At 70.8% G+C, this 16,542-nt stretch carries 19 protein-coding genes and 3 tRNA genes; 13 read left to right on the top strand and 9 right to left on the bottom strand.

Features of this window, described 5'->3' with window-relative positions; translation table 11 throughout:
• Positions 1 to 15 precede the first annotated feature (15 nt).
• The 3 genes from LO931_RS07510 to LO931_RS07500 all read right to left on the bottom strand — a co-directional run bounded on the left by LO931_RS07510 (position 16) and on the right by LO931_RS07500 (position 2,220).
• Positions 16 to 474 carry a WhiB family transcriptional regulator gene (locus LO931_RS07510; RefSeq protein WP_229052659.1) on the bottom strand — a complete coding sequence of 153 codons (459 nt, stop codon included), beginning with the start codon at positions 472 to 474 and terminating at the stop codon, positions 16 to 18.
• Positions 475 to 620: 146 nt separating this feature from the next.
• The gene (locus tag LO931_RS07505; RefSeq protein ID WP_229052658.1) at positions 621 to 1,133 is read right to left on the bottom strand and encodes a bacterial proteasome activator family protein; all 513 of its coding nucleotides are present in this window, start codon (positions 1,131 to 1,133) and stop codon (positions 621 to 623) included.
• Positions 1,134 to 1,230: 97 nt separating this feature from the next.
• Positions 1,231 to 2,220: an NAD(P)H-quinone oxidoreductase gene (locus tag LO931_RS07500; protein WP_370636079.1), complete on the bottom strand. Its 990-nt coding sequence runs from the start codon at positions 2,218 to 2,220 to the stop codon at positions 1,231 to 1,233.
• Between the two features lie 53 nt (positions 2,221 to 2,273).
• On the opposite strand from LO931_RS07500, the gene LO931_RS07495 reads away from it, so the two are divergent.
• From LO931_RS07495 to LO931_RS07470, 6 genes are all read left to right on the top strand, one after another.
• Positions 2,274 to 3,065, top strand: coding sequence for a carbon-nitrogen hydrolase family protein (locus LO931_RS07495; protein WP_229052657.1), 792 nt, complete (start codon positions 2,274 to 2,276; stop codon positions 3,063 to 3,065).
• A complete protein-coding gene (locus LO931_RS07490) occupies positions 3,062 to 4,114 on the top strand; it encodes a hypothetical protein (protein ID WP_229052656.1) in 1,053 nt (350 codons plus the stop codon). Before LO931_RS07495 ends, LO931_RS07490 begins: the two co-directional genes overlap by 4 nt.
• Before the next feature lie 58 nt (positions 4,115 to 4,172).
• A tRNA-Ser gene (locus tag LO931_RS07485) sits at positions 4,173 to 4,265 on the top strand.
• Between the two features lie 148 nt (positions 4,266 to 4,413).
• The gene (locus LO931_RS07480) at positions 4,414 to 4,842 is read left to right on the top strand and encodes a hypothetical protein (protein ID WP_229052655.1); all 429 of its coding nucleotides are present in this window, start codon (positions 4,414 to 4,416) and stop codon (positions 4,840 to 4,842) included.
• Positions 4,843 to 4,924: 82 nt separating this feature from the next.
• A tRNA-Ser gene (locus LO931_RS07475) sits at positions 4,925 to 5,011 on the top strand.
• 113 nt (positions 5,012 to 5,124) lie between these two features.
• Positions 5,125 to 5,997 carry a hypothetical protein gene (locus LO931_RS07470; protein WP_229052654.1) on the top strand — a complete coding sequence of 291 codons (873 nt, stop codon included), beginning with the start codon at positions 5,125 to 5,127 and terminating at the stop codon, positions 5,995 to 5,997.
• Positions 5,998 to 6,034: 37 nt separating this feature from the next.
• Here LO931_RS07470 and LO931_RS07465 read toward each other — a convergent pair whose 3' ends face one another.
• Genes LO931_RS07465 through LO931_RS07455 form a run of 3 tightly spaced genes read right to left on the bottom strand, consistent with a single transcriptional unit; the run spans position 6,035 to position 8,695 of the window.
• Positions 6,035 to 6,775, bottom strand: coding sequence for a sugar transferase (locus LO931_RS07465; protein WP_229052653.1), 741 nt, complete (start codon positions 6,773 to 6,775; stop codon positions 6,035 to 6,037).
• Positions 6,772 to 7,491, bottom strand: coding sequence for a hypothetical protein (locus tag LO931_RS07460; RefSeq protein WP_229052652.1), 720 nt, complete (start codon positions 7,489 to 7,491; stop codon positions 6,772 to 6,774). Before LO931_RS07460 ends, LO931_RS07465 begins: the two co-directional genes overlap by 4 nt.
• A 10-nt stretch (positions 7,492 to 7,501) precedes the next feature.
• Positions 7,502 to 8,695, bottom strand: coding sequence for a glycosyltransferase family 4 protein (locus LO931_RS07455; RefSeq protein ID WP_229052651.1), 1,194 nt, complete (start codon positions 8,693 to 8,695; stop codon positions 7,502 to 7,504).
• Positions 8,696 to 8,865: 170 nt separating this feature from the next.
• On the opposite strand from LO931_RS07455, the gene LO931_RS07450 reads away from it, so the two are divergent.
• The 3 genes from LO931_RS07450 (at position 8,866) to LO931_RS07440 (ending at position 10,612) form a co-directional block, all read left to right on the top strand.
• The gene (locus tag LO931_RS07450) at positions 8,866 to 10,170 is read left to right on the top strand and encodes an MFS transporter (protein ID WP_229052650.1); all 1,305 of its coding nucleotides are present in this window, start codon (positions 8,866 to 8,868) and stop codon (positions 10,168 to 10,170) included.
• A gap of 35 nt (positions 10,171 to 10,205) precedes the next feature.
• A tRNA-Arg gene (locus LO931_RS07445) sits at positions 10,206 to 10,278 on the top strand.
• Between the two features lie 124 nt (positions 10,279 to 10,402).
• Positions 10,403 to 10,612: a hypothetical protein gene (locus tag LO931_RS07440; protein ID WP_229052649.1), complete on the top strand. Its 210-nt coding sequence runs from the start codon at positions 10,403 to 10,405 to the stop codon at positions 10,610 to 10,612.
• A gap of 14 nt (positions 10,613 to 10,626) precedes the next feature.
• Here the strand turns inward: LO931_RS07440 and LO931_RS07435 are convergent, their stop codons facing one another.
• On the bottom strand, positions 10,627 to 11,601 hold the full coding sequence (locus tag LO931_RS07435; RefSeq protein ID WP_229052648.1) for an isopenicillin N synthase family oxygenase: 975 nt from the start codon (positions 11,599 to 11,601) through the stop codon (positions 10,627 to 10,629).
• Between the two features lie 52 nt (positions 11,602 to 11,653).
• Positions 11,654 to 11,926: a hypothetical protein gene (locus tag LO931_RS07430; protein WP_229052647.1), complete on the bottom strand. Its 273-nt coding sequence runs from the start codon at positions 11,924 to 11,926 to the stop codon at positions 11,654 to 11,656.
• 61 nt (positions 11,927 to 11,987) lie between these two features.
• Between LO931_RS07430 and LO931_RS07425 the strand changes: the two genes are divergently transcribed.
• Complete coding sequence (locus LO931_RS07425; RefSeq protein ID WP_229052646.1) at positions 11,988 to 12,572, top strand: N-acetyltransferase; 585 nt, start codon at positions 11,988 to 11,990, stop codon at positions 12,570 to 12,572.
• A gap of 79 nt (positions 12,573 to 12,651) precedes the next feature.
• On the opposite strand, the gene LO931_RS07420 is transcribed toward LO931_RS07425, so the two are convergent.
• On the bottom strand, positions 12,652 to 13,218 hold the full coding sequence (locus LO931_RS07420) for a TetR/AcrR family transcriptional regulator (RefSeq protein WP_229052645.1): 567 nt from the start codon (positions 13,216 to 13,218) through the stop codon (positions 12,652 to 12,654).
• Positions 13,219 to 13,332: 114 nt separating this feature from the next.
• Here LO931_RS07420 and LO931_RS07415 point away from each other — a divergent pair, with 114 nt between their 5' ends.
• From LO931_RS07415 to LO931_RS07405, 3 genes are read left to right on the top strand one after another with little or no spacing between them, the layout of a single operon-like run.
• On the top strand, positions 13,333 to 13,737 hold the full coding sequence (locus LO931_RS07415; RefSeq protein WP_229052644.1) for an SCP2 sterol-binding domain-containing protein: 405 nt from the start codon (positions 13,333 to 13,335) through the stop codon (positions 13,735 to 13,737).
• Complete coding sequence (locus tag LO931_RS07410) at positions 13,737 to 15,284, top strand: acyl-CoA synthetase (protein ID WP_229052643.1); 1,548 nt, start codon at positions 13,737 to 13,739, stop codon at positions 15,282 to 15,284. Before LO931_RS07415 ends, LO931_RS07410 begins: the two co-directional genes overlap by 1 nt.
• Positions 15,281 to 16,540: a cytochrome P450 gene (locus LO931_RS07405; RefSeq protein ID WP_229052642.1), complete on the top strand. Its 1,260-nt coding sequence runs from the start codon at positions 15,281 to 15,283 to the stop codon at positions 16,538 to 16,540. The genes LO931_RS07410 and LO931_RS07405 overlap by 4 nt, the downstream gene beginning before the upstream one ends.
• The last annotated feature ends 2 nt before the right edge of the window (positions 16,541 to 16,542 follow it).

The following is a 16,542-nucleotide window of genomic DNA, read 5'->3' as shown; positions in this document are numbered from 1 at the left end:
CCCCGGTGGTTGAGGTCAGCCGACCTGCATGAGGCGGCGGCCGGACTCCATGTCGCTGAACGCGTCGAGCACCTCGTCGAGGCTTGGCAGCACGCTGACGTCCTGCGTCGCCTCGGCGATCAGCCCCTGGCGCGCGCGGCGCAGGTGACGCTTGACCGTCGAGGTCGAGCAGCCGAGGCGTTCGGCGAGCTGCTGGCACGTGTCACTCGGGTGCGCCTGCCGGGCCGCGAGCACCGACTCGTGGTCGACCGGGCCGTTGCCCAGTCGAGCCGCGCCGAAGCTCGCGATCTCCGTGTCGGCGACCGAGATGGCCAGCCGGCGACGGATGTCCTGCCGGTCGGACTCGGTGGTGCACGCGACGAAGCCCGAGACGTTGACCTCCACGACGGCCCGGTACAGGCAGTCGGTGAGCAACGGGCACGCCGCACAGCGGCGGTGCGCCTCGGCACGCTTGCGCGTGACGTCACGGCGCATGGCCGCCGTCAGGCCGTGTCTCCCGAGTGGCGTCTCCAGCGCGTCGTCGAGAAATGTGGTCGGATCATCCGCGCACGCAGGTACGACGGAATTATCGACGATGGTCATGGGCTCCCTCTTCCCTGAACCGATCGAACGACGCGATCCTACAAGTACATTCCCCCTGGGGTGCCGTTTTGACCGGATTGCCCATCTTCGCCACTTTGGGCGTCATTTGATGACGGCAGGGCCAGTCTCATGTTCTGCAGCTGCGACTGGGCCTGCACCTGCTGGGCGTACAGCGCGGCCTGGATCCCGTGGAACAGGCCCTCGAGCCAGCCGACGAGCTGGGCCTGGGCGATCCGCAGCTCGCCCTCGGACGGTGACGCGGCCTCGAACGGTCGGCTGAGCCGCGACAGCTCGTCGACGAGCTCGGGCGCCAGGCCCTCCTTGAGCTCCGCGATCGACTGCTCGTGGATCTCGCGGAGTCGGGCCCGGCTGGCCTCGTCGAGCGGAGCCGCCTTCACCTCCTCGAGGAGCTGGCGGATCATCCCGCCGATGCGCATGACCTTCGCCGGCTGCTCGACCAGGTCGGTCAGCGGCGTCGGGGAGGCGGCCTCGGTCGCGGGCACCTCGACGGGCGTGCCGTCCGGGCCGATCGTCATGGGGGTCTCACTCATGGGTTCAGCCTAGGAGGTCGACCGGAACGTCGGTGCGGCCCGGCGGCTGCAACTGACAAGCGCAAGGACCACGAGCGGTCAGGCGTGCGCTCCTCCCTCAGGGCAGGAGGACGAGCTTGCCGATGTGGGTCGAGGCCTCCATGACGCGGTGGGCGTCGGCCACGGCGTCGAGGCTGAAGGTCTCGTGCACGATCGGACGCAGGGCGCCGCTCTCGACCCAGGGCCACGTGTGCTCGACGAGGTCGGCCATGATCGCGGCCTTCTCCTCGCTCGGCCGGGCGCGCAGCGAGGTCGCGGCGACCGAGGCGCGCTTGGTGAGCAGGAGGCCGAGGTTCAGCTCGGCCTTGACGCCGCCTTGCATGCCGATGACCACGAGGCGTCCGCCCGTGGCGAGGGCACGGACGTTCGCGTCGAGGTACTTCGCGCCCATGTTGTCGAGGATGACGTCGGGCCGGGCGTCGCCGTCCTTGAGCACCTCGACGAAGTCCTGCTCGCGGTAGTTGATGGTGATCTCGGCGCCGAGGTCGCGGCAGAAGTCGGCCTTCTCAGCCGAGCCGACGGTCACCGCCACGCGGGCACCGTGCGCCACCGCCATCTGGATCGCCGTCGTGCCGATGCCGCTGCCGCCGCCGTGCACGAGCAGCGTCTCCGCCTCACGGAGGCCGGCGTGCATGAAGACGTTCGACCAGACCGTGGCCGCGGTCTCGACCAGCCCGCCGGCAGCGGCGTCGGACAGTCCGGCCGGGCGTGCCACGACCTGGCCGGCCGGAGCGGCCACGTGCTCGGCGTACCCGCCGCCGGCGAGCAGCGCGACGACCTCCTCGCCCACCCGGGCCGGGTCGACGCCGTCACCGACGGCGACGATCGTGCCGGCCGCCTCCAGGCCCAGCACGTCCGTCGAGCCGGGCGGCGGGTTGTAGAAGCCCTGCCGCTGCAGCACGTCCGCCCGGTTCACGCCGGCGGCCACGACCCGCACCAGCACCTCTCCGGGGGCCGGGTCGGGCACGGGCTGCTCGCCGACGACGAGCGCCTCGGGTCCACCCGGGTCGGGAACGGTCACGGCGCGCATGGCGGAAGGAGAGGTCACGCTCCGACGATAACGCGCGGTCGAGCGCGGGCTCGCCCGCTAGCGTGGAGGCCATGGACGTCCGCCTGGTGCAGCTCGCGGCCGGCATCGACCCGGCCGAGAACCGTGAGCACGTCGACGCTCGGCTCGGTGCGCTGGAGCCCGGGCCGCAGCTCGTCGTGCTGCCCGAGGCCACGATGACCGACTTCGGTCCGACCGACCTGGACCTCGACCAGTTCGCCGAGCCGCTCGACGGCCCCTTCGTCGACCTGCTCGCGAGGCACGCCCGGCGCCTCGGCGCGACCGTGGTCGCCGGCTCGTTCGAGAAGCGGGAGGACGCCCCGCCGTTCAACACTCTCGTGGTCGTCGGTCCCGACGGCGGGCTCACCGCCACGTACCGGAAGATCCACCTCTACGACTCGTTCGGCTATCGCGAGTCCGACCGGCTCTCCGCGGGCGAGCTGAGCCCGGTGACGATCGAGGTCGCGGGCCGCACGATCGGCCTGATGACCTGCTACGACCTCCGCTTCCCCGAGCTCGCCCGCCTCCTCGTCGACGCGGGCGCCGACACGCTCGTGATCCCCGCCGCGTGGGTCGCCGGCGAGGGCAAGCTGCACCACTGGCGCACGCTGCTGACGGCTCGCGCCATCGAGAACACGGTGCACGTCCTGGCGGCGGCGCAGGGTGGTCGGCGCTACACGGGACACTCGCTCGTGCTCGATCCGTCGGGCTCTATCGTGGTCGAGGCGGGTGAGGGCGACGAGACCCTGTCCGCCGTGCTGGACCCGGACGAGCCGGGACGCACGCGCGCGACCAACCCGTCGCTGGCCAACCGACGCATCCCCCCGCGAGGAGACCGGACATGAGCGGATCTGCCACCGGTCGGCGTCGCCTCGACGCCTCGGTGCCGCCCGAGTACGAGCAGCAGGTCCGCCCACCCCGCCTGGAGTCGCGGCGCTCGGCCGCATCGGTCGGCGCGATCGTCGCCCTGGCAGCCCTGGCCGGCGCGATCGGCAGCGTCCTCTCGATCGTCGCCGTCGACGTGCCGAGTGCCGTCTACCGTCCGTCCGCCGCGCTCCTGACGATCGCCCTCACCACGGCGCTCGTGCACCGGGCCGGCGGGCACATGCGCATCTGGGTCAGCCTGGTCGCCGTGCTGGGCGTCGCTGCGGCCGTCACCGAGCTCGCGGGTCTCGTCGCCGCGGCGGCCGCGGCCACGGGCGTCGTGGGTGCGGTGCTCGCGGTCGTGTTCACGCTGCCCTCCGAGGGCGTCGCGGCGACGTTGCGCGAGTACGTCGTCAGCGTGGGCATCGCGGTCAGCGGCGCTGCCGGCGTCGCGGCCTGGAACGCGCAGGTCAACGTCGTGGTCTTCAGCGTCACGGTCGTGGCCGTGTCGTTGCTGGTCGTGCTGGGTCTCGTGTGGGCGCTCGGGGAGGGCCTGCACGGCCTGGGCCGCAACCACCTCGCGATCCTCGCGGCGGTCGCCGTCGTGCTGCTGCTGCTGGTCGTCTACACGTACGCGGTGCGCAGCTACGGCTCGACGTCGGTCATCAACACGATCGACAGCGCCATCTACTGGATGCGCACGACGATCGGCGGCGTGCCGCGCCCCGTGCAGGCGTTCGCCGGGTTCCCGGCGCTGGTGGTCGGGCTGCGCCTGCGGTCGCAGCGGCGTGAGGGCTGGTGGATCCTCGTCTTCGCGGTGCTCGCGACCAGCTCGGTCACGACGGCGCTCGTTTCGCCGCTCGCCTACCCGACGTACATCGGGCTCTCGATCCTCTACTCCGCGGTCATCGGCTTCGTCGTCGGCTGGCTGGTCTCGCTCTTCGTGCTCGCCCCGAGCACCAAGCGGGCAGCACGTCGGGTCGAGTCCACGCGCCGCGTCGAGCCGTCACGGTGGTCGGGCCTGCGCTGACACCGCGCCGGCCCGAGTGACAGACTGTCCTCGTCCCGGTGCCCTGGTGCCAGGGCGAGGAGGGGTGCCGGAGCGGCCGATCGGAACCGCCTTGAAAGCGGTCGCTGGGTCTACAGCCCAGCCGCGGGTTCGAATCCCGCCCCCTCTGCCACCCGCCGCGAAGCGGTGCCCCTCGGAGGGACCTTCCAGATGTGTGCGCGTACCGACCGTCTCGGGGGCGGAACAGGTCGATTGGCGCACACATCTGGAGGCCACTCCGGGTGAGGGCGTGCTCGCGGCGGCCTCCTATGCTGGGGCGCATGTCGTCGTCCACCTACCGGCTCGGTCGTGGTCCGGCGCTCGTCGCGACCGGTGCCTTCACGATCGCCACGGGCGTCCTGGTGTTCGCCGCCTTCCTGCTGGCGGACGACGCGACGTGGCGCACGGTCGCGGCCGCGGTGGCCGGGGGGCTTGCCGTCCTGGCCCTGCTGCTCGCGCTGCGGTTCGCCTTCCGCCCGCCGGTCATCGCCCGGTTCGACGAGCGAGGGTTCATGGTCGCCCGTCCGCGCACGCGCGCGGCGTGGAAGCAGGTCGACGACGTCACGCTCGACGCGGGCTTCCTGGTGCTGACGGGTGAGGGAACGGCCCGCGTCGACCTGCGCATGATCGAGCCGGGCTCCCGCGAGACGTTCCTGCGCGAGGTGTACGACCGCCTCAACTCGGCCCACGGCTACACCCGCTTCGGCTGAACGACGCCCGCTGGAGCCCGATTGGTCCTGAGCGGTGCGGTGTCGGTATCGTGGCGGGGTTGCCACCCGCGGGTGGCGGCATGGAGGTGTCGCATAGTGGCCTAGTGCGCCCGCCTGCTAAGCGGGTTGAGGTTCAAACCTCTCGCGGGTTCAAATCCCGCCACCTCCGCCGACAGACTCAGCCCCCGCAGCGCTCTCTGCTGCGGGGGCTGAGTCTGTCATCAAGCACCGGCATTTCCGCTGCCGCTCCGGCCCGGCTGGGCTAGCCTGCCGTGCGAGGGAATGATCGACGAGGACGAGATGACGACGCAGCGCACGTGGCGGTGGTTGGCGGTGTTCCTCGTCGTCGACGCCGTTCTCGTCGGCATCATGCTGCGGCACCTGTCCGGCGGGTCCGACGATGCCCCGCCGACGGCGGCACCGACGAGCTCGGCCACCCCGGAGCCCACCGCTCCGCCCGCGCCGTCCGCCGCGGTGCCGGGACTGGTGGACAGCGCCGATGCCCTGGTGGTCTGGGGTGGACGTGGTTCGTGCTCCGAGGGAACCCCCGTGACGCTCGACCGGCTCGTCGGCGGCACCCGCGACGAGCTCGACCCCGGCGTCACCGAGCTGCTCCGCCTGGACGTGAACGACGCGGGCGACGTGTACGTCATCGGTGCGGACGCTGACTGCGCGCCCGTCGAGGTGCTGCTGAGCGCCGGGAGCACGGAGTGGGTCGATCCGCCCGGCCCGATCCGTCGATGGCACCTGACCCCCGGCGCGGCGACGCTGACCACTCCGGCCGGCGCGACCGATCCCGGATGCCCGCCGGTCACCTACGCGGCCGAAGGCACCTCGGGCGTCGTCGGCTGCGCGGACGGCACCGTCAGTTCGTCGCAGGACGACGGCGCGAGCTGGCAGACCGTGACCACGGTCGCCGGGCTCACCACTCTGGCCCGGACGGACGACGGTCTCGTCGTGCTGGCGCCCGTCGACGGCTGCGCGGTGGCCGCGCTGCGCATCGAGGACGGCTCGCCCGTGCTGCTGGGTTGCGCGAGCGAGGAACCGGCCGACGGTCCGGCCCTGCTCGCGCAGAGCGCCACCGGCTTCGTCGCGGTGGTCGGCGACACGGTGGTGCGGTCCGAGGACGGCAGCACGTGGGAGCCGGCTTCCTGACGGACGCCGGTGCGGTCGGACCAGGGTCCGACCGGGTTCAGCCGACCTGCTCCTGCGGGAGGTCGACGGCGACGGCCGCGGGGCTGGGCTCGGGCGACGTCTCGAGCACCATGGTGCGCACGCGGCTGTACCGGTTGATTATCGCCTCGACCTCGAGGTAGTTCATCGGCTTCTTGACGTGCAGGACGATGAAGACGGTCGAGAAGAGGATGGCCAGATCGAGGCGGATCGAGTAGCCGCGCATCGCCGCCCGGCAGTAGGCCGTCTCGATGGTGAGGCGCTCGTCGTCGGTCAGGGCCTGGCGTCCGACGAGCTGCGCGGGACCCGTGAGCCCGGACGGGGTCAGGAACCGGTCGTCGGCGTGCGGGAACTCCTCGCGCAGCATGTTCTGCACGTTCTCGGGCAGCGGACGGTTGCCGATCAGCGACATGCGGCCGCTGATGACGTGGACCAGCTGCGGGATCTCGGTCAGGCCGACACCCTCGAGGAAGCGTCCGACGCGCGTGTACAGCGGCGAGTCCGGCGGGATGTTGAGGAAGCGGACCTGGGCCTCGACGGGCACGGTGTCGCGGTTCACGATCTTGTCGGCGTTGCGCACCATGGTGCGGAACTTGACGACCTTCATGACGTGGTCGACGGAGACGCGGCGGTTGGAACGGTAGTAGACCGGACGGCCCTCGGTGATGAGGACGGCGAGACTGGCCACGAGCAGGACGGGCACCCACACGACGGCCGAGAGCGCGACCAGTGCCAGGTCGAGCAAACGCTTGCGAATCATTCTGGTGCCTCTTGTCGATGGGGGGTCGAGGTGGAGGGCGACGACGTTGTCAGCTTCGGTGTGCGTGAAGGACGCACGACATGCACAACGAGCGACATGGCCCGAAGTGCCGTCCAAAGTTTTGCGTCCACTCCGATGATGGCCCGACGGGGTGAACGGGAGGTTTCAGCGAGCATTCGTCTGGCAACCTTCTGGAAGGTCGAGGAGAGGCGATCTCCGAGCCCCTGACGCTCCGACGGCGCGATGATCCGGCCCGGGTACAGGACCGTGACGGAGCACCGGTCGCCGTGGCGCAGGGCCAGGCGGTCGAGGTGCTCCTCGGCGAGGTTCTTCCAGCCGCCGTACAGACGACGGTCCGGGGTCGGGGCCAGGGCGATCACGGTCGAGACCAGCACGATGCGGACCCGACCGGTCGTCGCGCCGACCAGGGCGTCGATCGCGGCCAGCTCGGCGTCGAAGTGGGTGGCGTCGTCGGGCGTCGGGTCCTCGGGGTGGATCGGGCCGAGCGCGCACACGTGCACGGCCAGGTCGGTGCCGGGAGCGATGACGCCGGCGGCGTCGGCGGACAGCGCGACGCGAGCCTCGGCCAGGGTGCCCAGCGCCTGCACGTCGCGGTCGTGGCGGGCGACGGCCACCACGTCCTGCCCGGCCAGCTGCTCCAGGAGGGCGGCGCCCACCTGGGTGCGCGGTCCGATCACGACGTGCACGGTGCTCATGACGGTCGGCTCATCGGTCGGCGATCCCGGAGAGCAGGGTCTCGAAGCGGTCGATGCACCGCTCGGCCGTGAACTCCGCCTCGGCGAGGTCGCGGCTGGCGACGCCGACCTGCGTGCGACGGGACTGGTCGGCCAGGATCTCGGCGACCCAGGCTCCGGCCGCGGGGATGGACTCGGCCTGCGGCACGAACACCGCTCCGCCGGCGCGCTCGACCAGCGAGGACGCGGCGTTCTCGAGCGGCATCAGCCCCAGGATCGGCCGGCCTGCGCAGAGGTAGGAGAGCGTCTTGGACGGCACCGAGAAGGCGCCGGCGCGCTGGTCGAGCAGCACCAGGAGGACGTCGCCGGAGCCCAGCACCTCCGGAAGTCGCTCGTACGGCTGGTACGGCAGCAGCTTCACCGGCACGTCGAGGCGCTGGGCCTCGTCGCGGATGACCTCGACCGCGGGGCCCTCGTTGACCACGACGAGCTCGGCGTCGACGCCCGCGTCGCGCACCTGACGCGTCAGCGCGACCAGCAGCGACGGGTCGTGCTTGAGCCCCAGGGTTCCGGAGTACAGCAGCGTCAGCGTCTCCTCGACGCCCTGCTCGACCGACCAGTCGTTCTTGCGCTCGACCGGCACGATCTCGTCCAGCGGGGCCCAGTTGGGGATGACGGTGACCTTGTCGGCCGTGCCCCACTTCTCGTGCACAGGCACGAACGCGTCGGAGATCGCGACGACCGCGACGGCGCGGCGCGAGCACCACTTCTCGGCGATCTCGAAGACCGAGGCGACGGCGGTGAAGCCGCGCGAGAGCTTGTCGCCCGCGAAGGAGCGGACGGCGACGGCGTACACGTCCTGGTGCCAGAGCACCCAGGGGATGCGCACGAACAACATCGCGAAGGCAAAGATCGTGAGGGTCGGGATCTGCACGTTCGACAGCACGGCGACGTCGGGGCGGTGCGAGCGCACGTGGCGCACGAGCTCGAAGCCGAGCCGCACCTCGACCAGGAGGCGCTTGGCGAAACGGAGCTTGTCGAAGACGAGACCGTCGCCGATCGTCTCGAACACGATCGACTCACCCGGCTCGGCGACGAGGGCGCCCTTGCCGGAGACGTAGGCGTCGCAGCTGGAGTGGACGACGTCGTGCCCCCTCCGGGCGAGCTCCCGGCTGAGCTGGACCTGGAACGGGTGCCCGCTGAAGTCGTGGACGAGCAGCTTCACGGTGATCCTCCTCCCAGGTGACGTCGACGTGGTCCGATCGGACCGGATCAACCCTAGGAGCAACGATCGACCAGCCGCAGCGTTATGTGAACCCCAGGGCCGGTGAGACTCGTCATGCTGCGGCTCGATCGACCTGTCGGTTCCCCGTTCCGCGGACGTAGGCTGTCGCGGTGGAGTCGCCGTGGGCCCGCGGCCCCTTGAAGCCGTTCCGTCACGCGCAGTACCGCTGGCTCGCCGCCGCCACGGCGCTGTCGCTCCTGGCCGACGGCATGTGGATGATCGCGACGGTCTGGCAGGTCATCGAGCTCGGCGGCGGACCGAAGGAGCTGTCCTTCGCCGCGGTGGGCTGGTCGGTCGGCGTGGTCGCCACGACCCTGCTGGGTGGGGTGCTCGCCGACCGGGTGCCCCAGCGCCGCATCATCGTCGCCGTGTCGGTCGTGCGGGTGGCGACGGCGACCGTCGTCGGCGCCGCCGCGGTGGCCGGGGTCGGTGCGATCTGGCACCTGGCGGCTGCCGGTCTGGTGTTCGGGATGACCGCCGGGATCTTCTTCCCGGCCTACTCCGCCCTGCTGCCCTCGATCGTCGAGGCCGACGACCTGCTGGCCGCCAACGGCGTCGAGGGCGTGCTGCGGCCGATCATGCTGCAGGCCGCGGGCCCGGCGACGGCGAGCCTGATCGTGGCCGCGATCTCACCCGGCCACGCGATCGTCGCCGTGGCCCTGGCCGAGCTCGCCTGCCTCCTGCTCCTCCTGGGACTCAGGCCCGTGCCGTTGCGTCGGGTGCTGACGGCTGCAGATCGACAGGGCGCCGGCCGGTTCCTCGGCGACCTGAAGGAGGGCTTCGTCTACGTGGCTCGCACGCCGTGGCTCCTGGCGACGCTGCTCCTGGCCACCATCCTGGTGCTGGTCTCGATGGGCCCGATCGAGGTGCTCCTGCCATTCGTCATCAAGGACGACCTCGGCGGGGACGCGACGGACCATGCCTGGGTCATGGCCGCGTACGGCGTCGGCGGGGCCGTCGCGTCGCTCGTCGTCTCGTCGCTGCCGCTGGCTCGCCGGTACCTGTCCGTGATGGTGCTGACGTGGGGTGCGGGAGTGCTGCCGCTGGCGTTCGTCGGCATCGCCCCGGACGTGGTCACGCTGGCGGGCCTGCTGTTCGTCATCGGCGCGATGTTCAACGCGCCCAACGTCATCTGGGGCACGCTGCTGCAACGACGGGTCCCGCCGGAGATGCTGGGTCGCGTCTCGAGCCTCGACTTCTTCGTCTCGCTGACCTTCATGCCCGTCTCGATGGCCGTGGCCGGTCCGCTCGGAGTCGCGGTGGGCACGGACCTGGTGTTCCTCGTCGCGGCCGTCGTCCCGCTCCCGCTGGCCGTCCTCGCGGTCGCGTGGGCCCGCATGCGCGTCGACGAGATCGCGCACCCCCTGCGGGCCTCGGCCGGACCTGATTCGAGGATTCCGGATCGTCTGGGCTAGACTCTCGGAGTCCTCGCGCGTGACGCGCAGGACGGGCGCCCGTAGCTCAACGGATAGAGCATCTGACTACGGATCAGAAGGTTTGGGGTTCGAATCCCTACGGGCGCGCAGCACAGCACGGACCAAGGCCCCCGAGGGTTCTCCTCGGGGGCCTTTGCCGTGGACGCCGACGTGACCACGGTCACCCTCGCCCGGTGAGGTCGTAAATGCGAGTTACCGGTACGTTCCGGTCATGGATCGAAGCCGGTGCCCCGACCTCGAGCGGTTCTTCACGCTGATCTCCGTGGGGATCGTCGCCGGGTCGGTCACGGAGCTGCAGGCCAGGGTGAAGTGGGAGACCGTGCGCCGCGTCCTCCAGCACGTGGAGTCGGGCGCCGTGCACATCGACGACGAGGTCGACGAACAGCTCCGCTTGCACGGCATCGAGCCGACCGCTCCCTGACCCGCTCCCGGACCTCAGCCGAGCAGGAGGTCGGCGTGGTGGATCGCCGCCACGTCCGGATGGGCCCGCAGCCGCGCCTTGAGCAGGTTCTCGCCGTAGCGCGAACCGATCACGTTGTCGGCGTCCTGCGTGACGCCGCGCGCGCGGGCCGCGAGGACGGGCGGCAGGTCGATGCGAGGCACCTCGGCGTCCAGGCCCGGGTTGAAGAAGAACGGGATCGAGAGACGCTCGGTGCCGGGGACGGGTGAGACGACCCGGTGGTTCGTCGCGCGCAGGTAGCCGTCGGTCGCCACCTCGAGGAGCTCACCGATGTTGACGACGAATGCGTCGTCGACCGGGGGCACGTCGAGCCAGCCCGAGTCGGTCTGCACCTGGAGCCCGGCCTTGCCCGGCTCGACGAGCAGCAGCGTCAGGATGCCCGGGTCGTGGTGCGCTCCGACGCCCTGGGCCGCGTCCTCGCGGCCGGGGTAGCGCACGAGCTTGAGCAGGGTCGAGGGGTCGGCGAACGTCGCGTCGAAGTGGTCGGGGGCCGCGCCCAGGGAGACGGCCCACTCCGCCAGCAGGCGATGGCCCAGGGCCGACAGCCGCGCCGTCCAGGCCTCGATCGTCGTGCGCAGCTCCGGCAGGGCGTCGGGCCACTGGTTGGGTCCGTCGAGGCGGAGGTACGCCGGATCGGCCACCGCGCTGGGCTCCCGCTCGGGACCGACGTCGATCTGCTCGCGCCAGTCGACCGCACCCCGGGTGCGCTCGCCGCCGACGCGCGTGTAGCCGCGGAAGCACGGGCTGTGCGACATCTCGATCGCGAGCTTGTCGGCCTCGGGCAGGGCGAAGAAGCGGCGGGCCACGGCGAACAGCTCGTCCGTCACCTCGTCCGGGATGCGGTGGCGCAGGTGGAAGAAGCCGACCTCGTGGGTCGCCTCGCGCAGGCTCTCTCGGAAGGACTCGGTGCCGAGGTCGGCCAGGTCGAGCACGGGCAGGTCGTGGGTCACCCGTCCACGGTAGGTCGGTCCTCGACGCGTGCGGCCCGTGATCAGATCGTGGTCACCCGTCGTCCTGCGCCGGCAGCCGGTCGCGGAACCACGTGGTGGTGCCCTCGGGCAGGTACTTGAGCTTGGGCCGCTCGGCCAGCGGGGTCACGAGCAGCGCCGCGTCGTCCGGCAGCGACCACTTGATCTCGTGGTAGACCCGCGACAGCGACTCGGTGCCCTCGACCACGACCAGGTCGTCGGCCAGCACGCGCAGCTCGGTCCACGGCCCGAGCAGGTCGGACGGGATCGGCGACGACGACCACGCCAGGTAGATCGTCGTGTCCACGGGTTCTCCTAAGAGGTCTCGGGGCCTGTTTCCTGACGGTGTCTGGTGCCATCGTGGCCCCATGGGCCAGGACACGCACTGGGAGACGCATCCGGTCACGCCCGACCGCTTCGACGACTTCGCCGACGTCATCAACCCGAACCGTCGCACCACGCACTGCTGGTGCCTGTCGCACCGCATCGGCGCGAAGGAGATCGAGGAGCTCGGCGGCGGCAGTCGTGAGCAGGCCATGCGTCGCCTCTGCGAGCGCGACGTGCCACCCGGCGTCGTGACGTACCAGGACGGCACGCCCGTCGGCTGGTGCAACATCGGAGCGCGCACCGACATCCCCCGACTCGTGCAGAGCAAGCTCATCCGTCCGGTCGACGACGTCCCGGTGTGGAGCATCGTCTGCGCCGTGGTCCGGGGTGGCCACCGCAAGCAGGGCGTCACCCAGCACCTGATCGAGGGCGCCGTCGAGTGGGCCCGGTCGCAGGGCGCGCCCGCGGTCGAGGTGCACCCCGTCGACCCGCAGGGCCGCATGGACCTCACGATGGCCTTCGTCGGCACCCGGGCGATGTACGAGAAGGTCGGCTTCGAGGTCATCGGCCAGACCGATGCCACGGCGTCGAAGATGCCCCGACTCGTCATGCGCCGCACCCTCTGACCGGCGAGATGTGTGGGCTTGCGCCCCATTCTGTGCCCGGAACTGGGGCGCAGGTCCACACATCTCGGTGGCCGGGGGGTCAGGCGTTGCGGTCGGCGAAGCGCTGGGCGTAGACCGGCAGCAGGTTGAGGCCGGTCTCCAGCGCCTCACGGTCCCGCGCGCCGGCGGCCTGCTCGTAGCCGACCAGCATGTACAGCGCCGCGCCGGCGAGCTTGCGCGCCGCCTCCTCGTCACCCATGACGCCCGTGAACGCGCGGGTCACGGTCTCGAGGCGCAGCCGGTCGACCTCGTCCTGCAGCTTGCGGACCTCCGGATCGACCCCGGCCCACACGCGGATGGCGGACTCGGAGGCGTGGGGCAGGCGCAGGCTCACGTCCAGCAGCAGGTCGACCTGCTCCTGCGCGCTCGCGACGGTGTCGGTCAGCTCGACGATGCGCATCGTCCGCTCCTCGAACCAGTGCGCAAGGAACGCGTCGGTGAACCGCTGCCACCCGTCGAACGCGTGGTAGAACGACCCGCTCGTGACGCCGACGCGCTTGCACAGGGCCGCGAGCTTGAGGGCGCCGTAGCCCTCCTCGGCCAGGATCTCCATGGCCGCGTCGAAGAACCGCCGCTGCACGGGACTGATCTCGGGTGCTGCGGTCATGGTCACCTCCTCGGGACGAGCGACGACAGTCTAGGGGTTTGCCTTCGCAGCATAACGTAACTTATGTTATGTTTCGTGACCCAGACCACATCGCAGGATCAGCAGGAGGACAGCATGGGCTTTCAGGACTCGACCGAGGTCATGACCTACATCGGCGGCATCTTCGAGAAGGCCTACGAGGACCCGACGCTCGCCGACAAGCTGCGGGCCGCGGGCATCGTGCTGAAGTTCGACTTCAAGGACCCGGACGTCGTGATCGTGATCGACATGGCCAACGGCACCGTGACCGAGGGCGTCGGTGACCTCGACCCCGACGCGGAGATGACGATGTCGTCCGACGTGGGCAACGCGTACTGGCAGGGCAAGGTCAACCTCCCGCTGGCGATGGCCAAGGGCAAGATCAAGGTCGGCGGCAACGTCGCGGCCATGCTCAAGGTCGCCCCGCTGTCGAAGCAGCTGTTCGGCACGTACGTCGAACGCCTCAAGGCCGACGGCCGTGACGACCTCCTGGTGGCCTGATGTATCCCGGGACGTTCGCCGCCACCACGCCCGACAAGCCCGCCGTGGTGATGTCCGGCAGCGGTGAGACGCTCACGTACGGCCAGCTCGACGACCGCTCGGCGCGCCTGGCGCGCGTGCTGCACGACCGTGGCCTGCGTCGCGGCGACGTGATCGCGATGCTGGTCGACAACTCGCCCGAGGCGATGGTCGTCTACTGGGCCGGCCTACGTTCGGGCCTCTACGTCACGGCGATCAACCACCACCTCACGGCAGCCGAGGTCGCCTACATCGTCGACGACAGCGACGCGAAGGTGCTGATCACCGCCGCCACGCTCGGCGTCGTGGCCGAGGCCGTCGTCGCCGACACCCCGCAGGTCGAGCACCGCCTCGCCTTCGGCGGCACCGTCGAGGGACACGAGTCCTACGAGGACGCCCTGTCCGGCGCCGGGGAGCGGCTCGCCGAGCAGCCCCGCGGTACCGACATGCTCTACTCCTCCGGCACCACCGGTCGGCCCAAGGGCATCAAGGCTCCGTTGCTGCCGATCCAGGTCGACGAGCCGGGTGACCCGGTCTACGGCCTGCTCGGCTCGGCCTTCGCGATGGGTACCGACACGGTCTACCTCTCGGCCGCGCCGATCTACCACGCGGCGCCCCTGCGCTGGTGCGGCGTCGTGCAGGCCAACGGCGGCACCGTCGTCATGATGGAGCGCTTCGAGCCCGAGGCCGCCCTCGCCGCGATCGAGCAGCACGGCGTGACGCTGCTGCAGATGGTGCCGACGATGTTCGTGCGGATGCTGCAGCTGCCGGACGACGTGCGGGCCCGGTACGACACCTCGAGCCTGCGCATGGCCGTCCACGCCGCCGCGCCGTGCCCGCCGGACGTCAAGCAGGCGATGATCGAGTGGTGGGGCCCCAAGCTCGTCGAGTACTACTCCTCGACCGAGGCGAACGGCCTCACGTTGATCAGCTCGCAGGAGTGGTTGACCAAGCGCGGCTCGGTCGGACAGTCCAAGCTCGGCGTCCCGCACGTCTGTGACGAGGACGGAGCCGAGCTCCCCGCGGGCGAGATCGGCACGATCTGGTTCGAGCGCGACCAGCTGCCGTTCCGCTATCACAAGGACGACGCCAAGACCGCCGAGGCGACCCACCCCGAGCACCCGCTGTGGACCGCGATCGGTGACCTCGGGTACCTCGACGAGGACGGCTACCTGTTCCTGACCGACCGCAAGAGCTTCATGATCATCAGCGGCGGCGTGAACATCTACCCGCAGGAGGTCGAGAACGTCCTGACCCTCCACCCCGCCCTCCGCGACGTCGCCGTGATCGGCGTGCCGCACCCGGAGATGGGTCAGGAGGTCAAGGCGGTCGTCACGCTCCGCGAGGGCTTCTCGCCGTCGGCGGAGCTCGAGGCCGCGATCATCGGCCACGTCCGCGACCGCATCGCCACGTTCAAGGCACCCCGTTCGGTCGACTTCGTCGACGAGCTCCCCCGCACGCCGACGGGAAAGCTCGTGAAGCGCCGGCTCGAGGAGCGATACGCACACGCCCAGGAGGCCTCCGCATGACCGCCGTCCACGACCGACCGACCGACGACGCCCACCGCGTCACGAGCCTGGACTTCTGGGCCCGCAGCTTCGAGGAGCGGGAGGAGACCTTCCGCCACCTGCGCGACCACGACCCCGTCTCGTGGCAGCCCCCGATGCAGGGCGGCATCATGCCGTCGGACTCCGAGGGCCTGTGGGTCGTGACGCGGCACGAGCACATCGCCGAGGTCAGCAAGGCGCCCGAGCGCTTCCGCTCCGGTGACGGCGTGCAGTTCGAGGACGTGCCGCAGGACCTCCTCGAGGCCTCGCACTCCTTCCTCGGGATGGACGCCCCGCGCCACCAGCAGCTGCGGCGGCTCGTCAGCGCCGCGTTCACGCCCAAGCAGGTCGCCCGCATCGACGACCAGATCCAGGCCCAGGCCGTGCGCATCGTCGACGGGCTCCTGGAGGCGGGCGAGGGCGACTTCGTCGAGCTCGTGTCCAAGCGACTGCCCATGTGGACGGTCTACGAGATGATGGGGCTCGACGGCTCCCTGCAGGACGAGGCCGCGCACCTCGCCGACGAGATGGTCGCCTTCAACGACCCCGACGTCGCGAACGGGCGGGAACCGGGCGAGGTGCTGAACAACTCGCTCGTGAACCTGCTGACGATCGGCCTGGAGTTCGCCGACCTGCGTCGGCGTGAGCCCGCCAACGACCTGATGACCAACCTGGTCCAGGCCGAGGTCGACGGCGAGCGGCTGAGCGACGACGACATCGCGGCGTTCTTCGTGCTCATCTCGGTCGCCGGCAACGACACGACCCGCAACACGATCTCGCTCAACACCCACGCGCTGCAGCACCACCCCGACCAGAAGGCGTGGCTGGCCGACGACTTCGACGCGCGGATCAAGACCGCCACCGAGGAGTTCGTGCGCTGGGCGTCGCCCGTCATGACCTTCCGCCGCACCACGGTGGAGGACACGGTGCTGGGCGGCCAGGAGATCAAGGCCGGCGAGTGGATCGCGATGATGTACGCCTCGGGCAACCGCGACGAGCGCGTCTTCGACCGTCCGTACGACTACGACCTGTCCCGCGACCCGAACCCGCACCAGGGCTTCGGTGGCGGAGGTCCGCACTTCTGCATGGGCAACTTCGTGGCCAAGATGCAGATCCGCCACCTGTTCCGCGAGCTGCTGACCCGTGCCCCGGGCCTCGAGGTCGGCGATCCGGAGTACCTCGTCGGCAACTTCGTCCGCGCCGTCAAGCGCATGCCCGTCACCGTGAAGGGAGCCTGACC

Origin of the sequence: Aeromicrobium sp. Leaf350, assembly GCF_916858655.1 — a bacterium.
GTDB lineage: Bacteria > Actinomycetota > Actinomycetes > Propionibacteriales > Nocardioidaceae > Aeromicrobium.
Note: the sequence above shows the minus strand (reverse complement) of the source record. Positions and strands in the feature narration are given on the sequence as shown.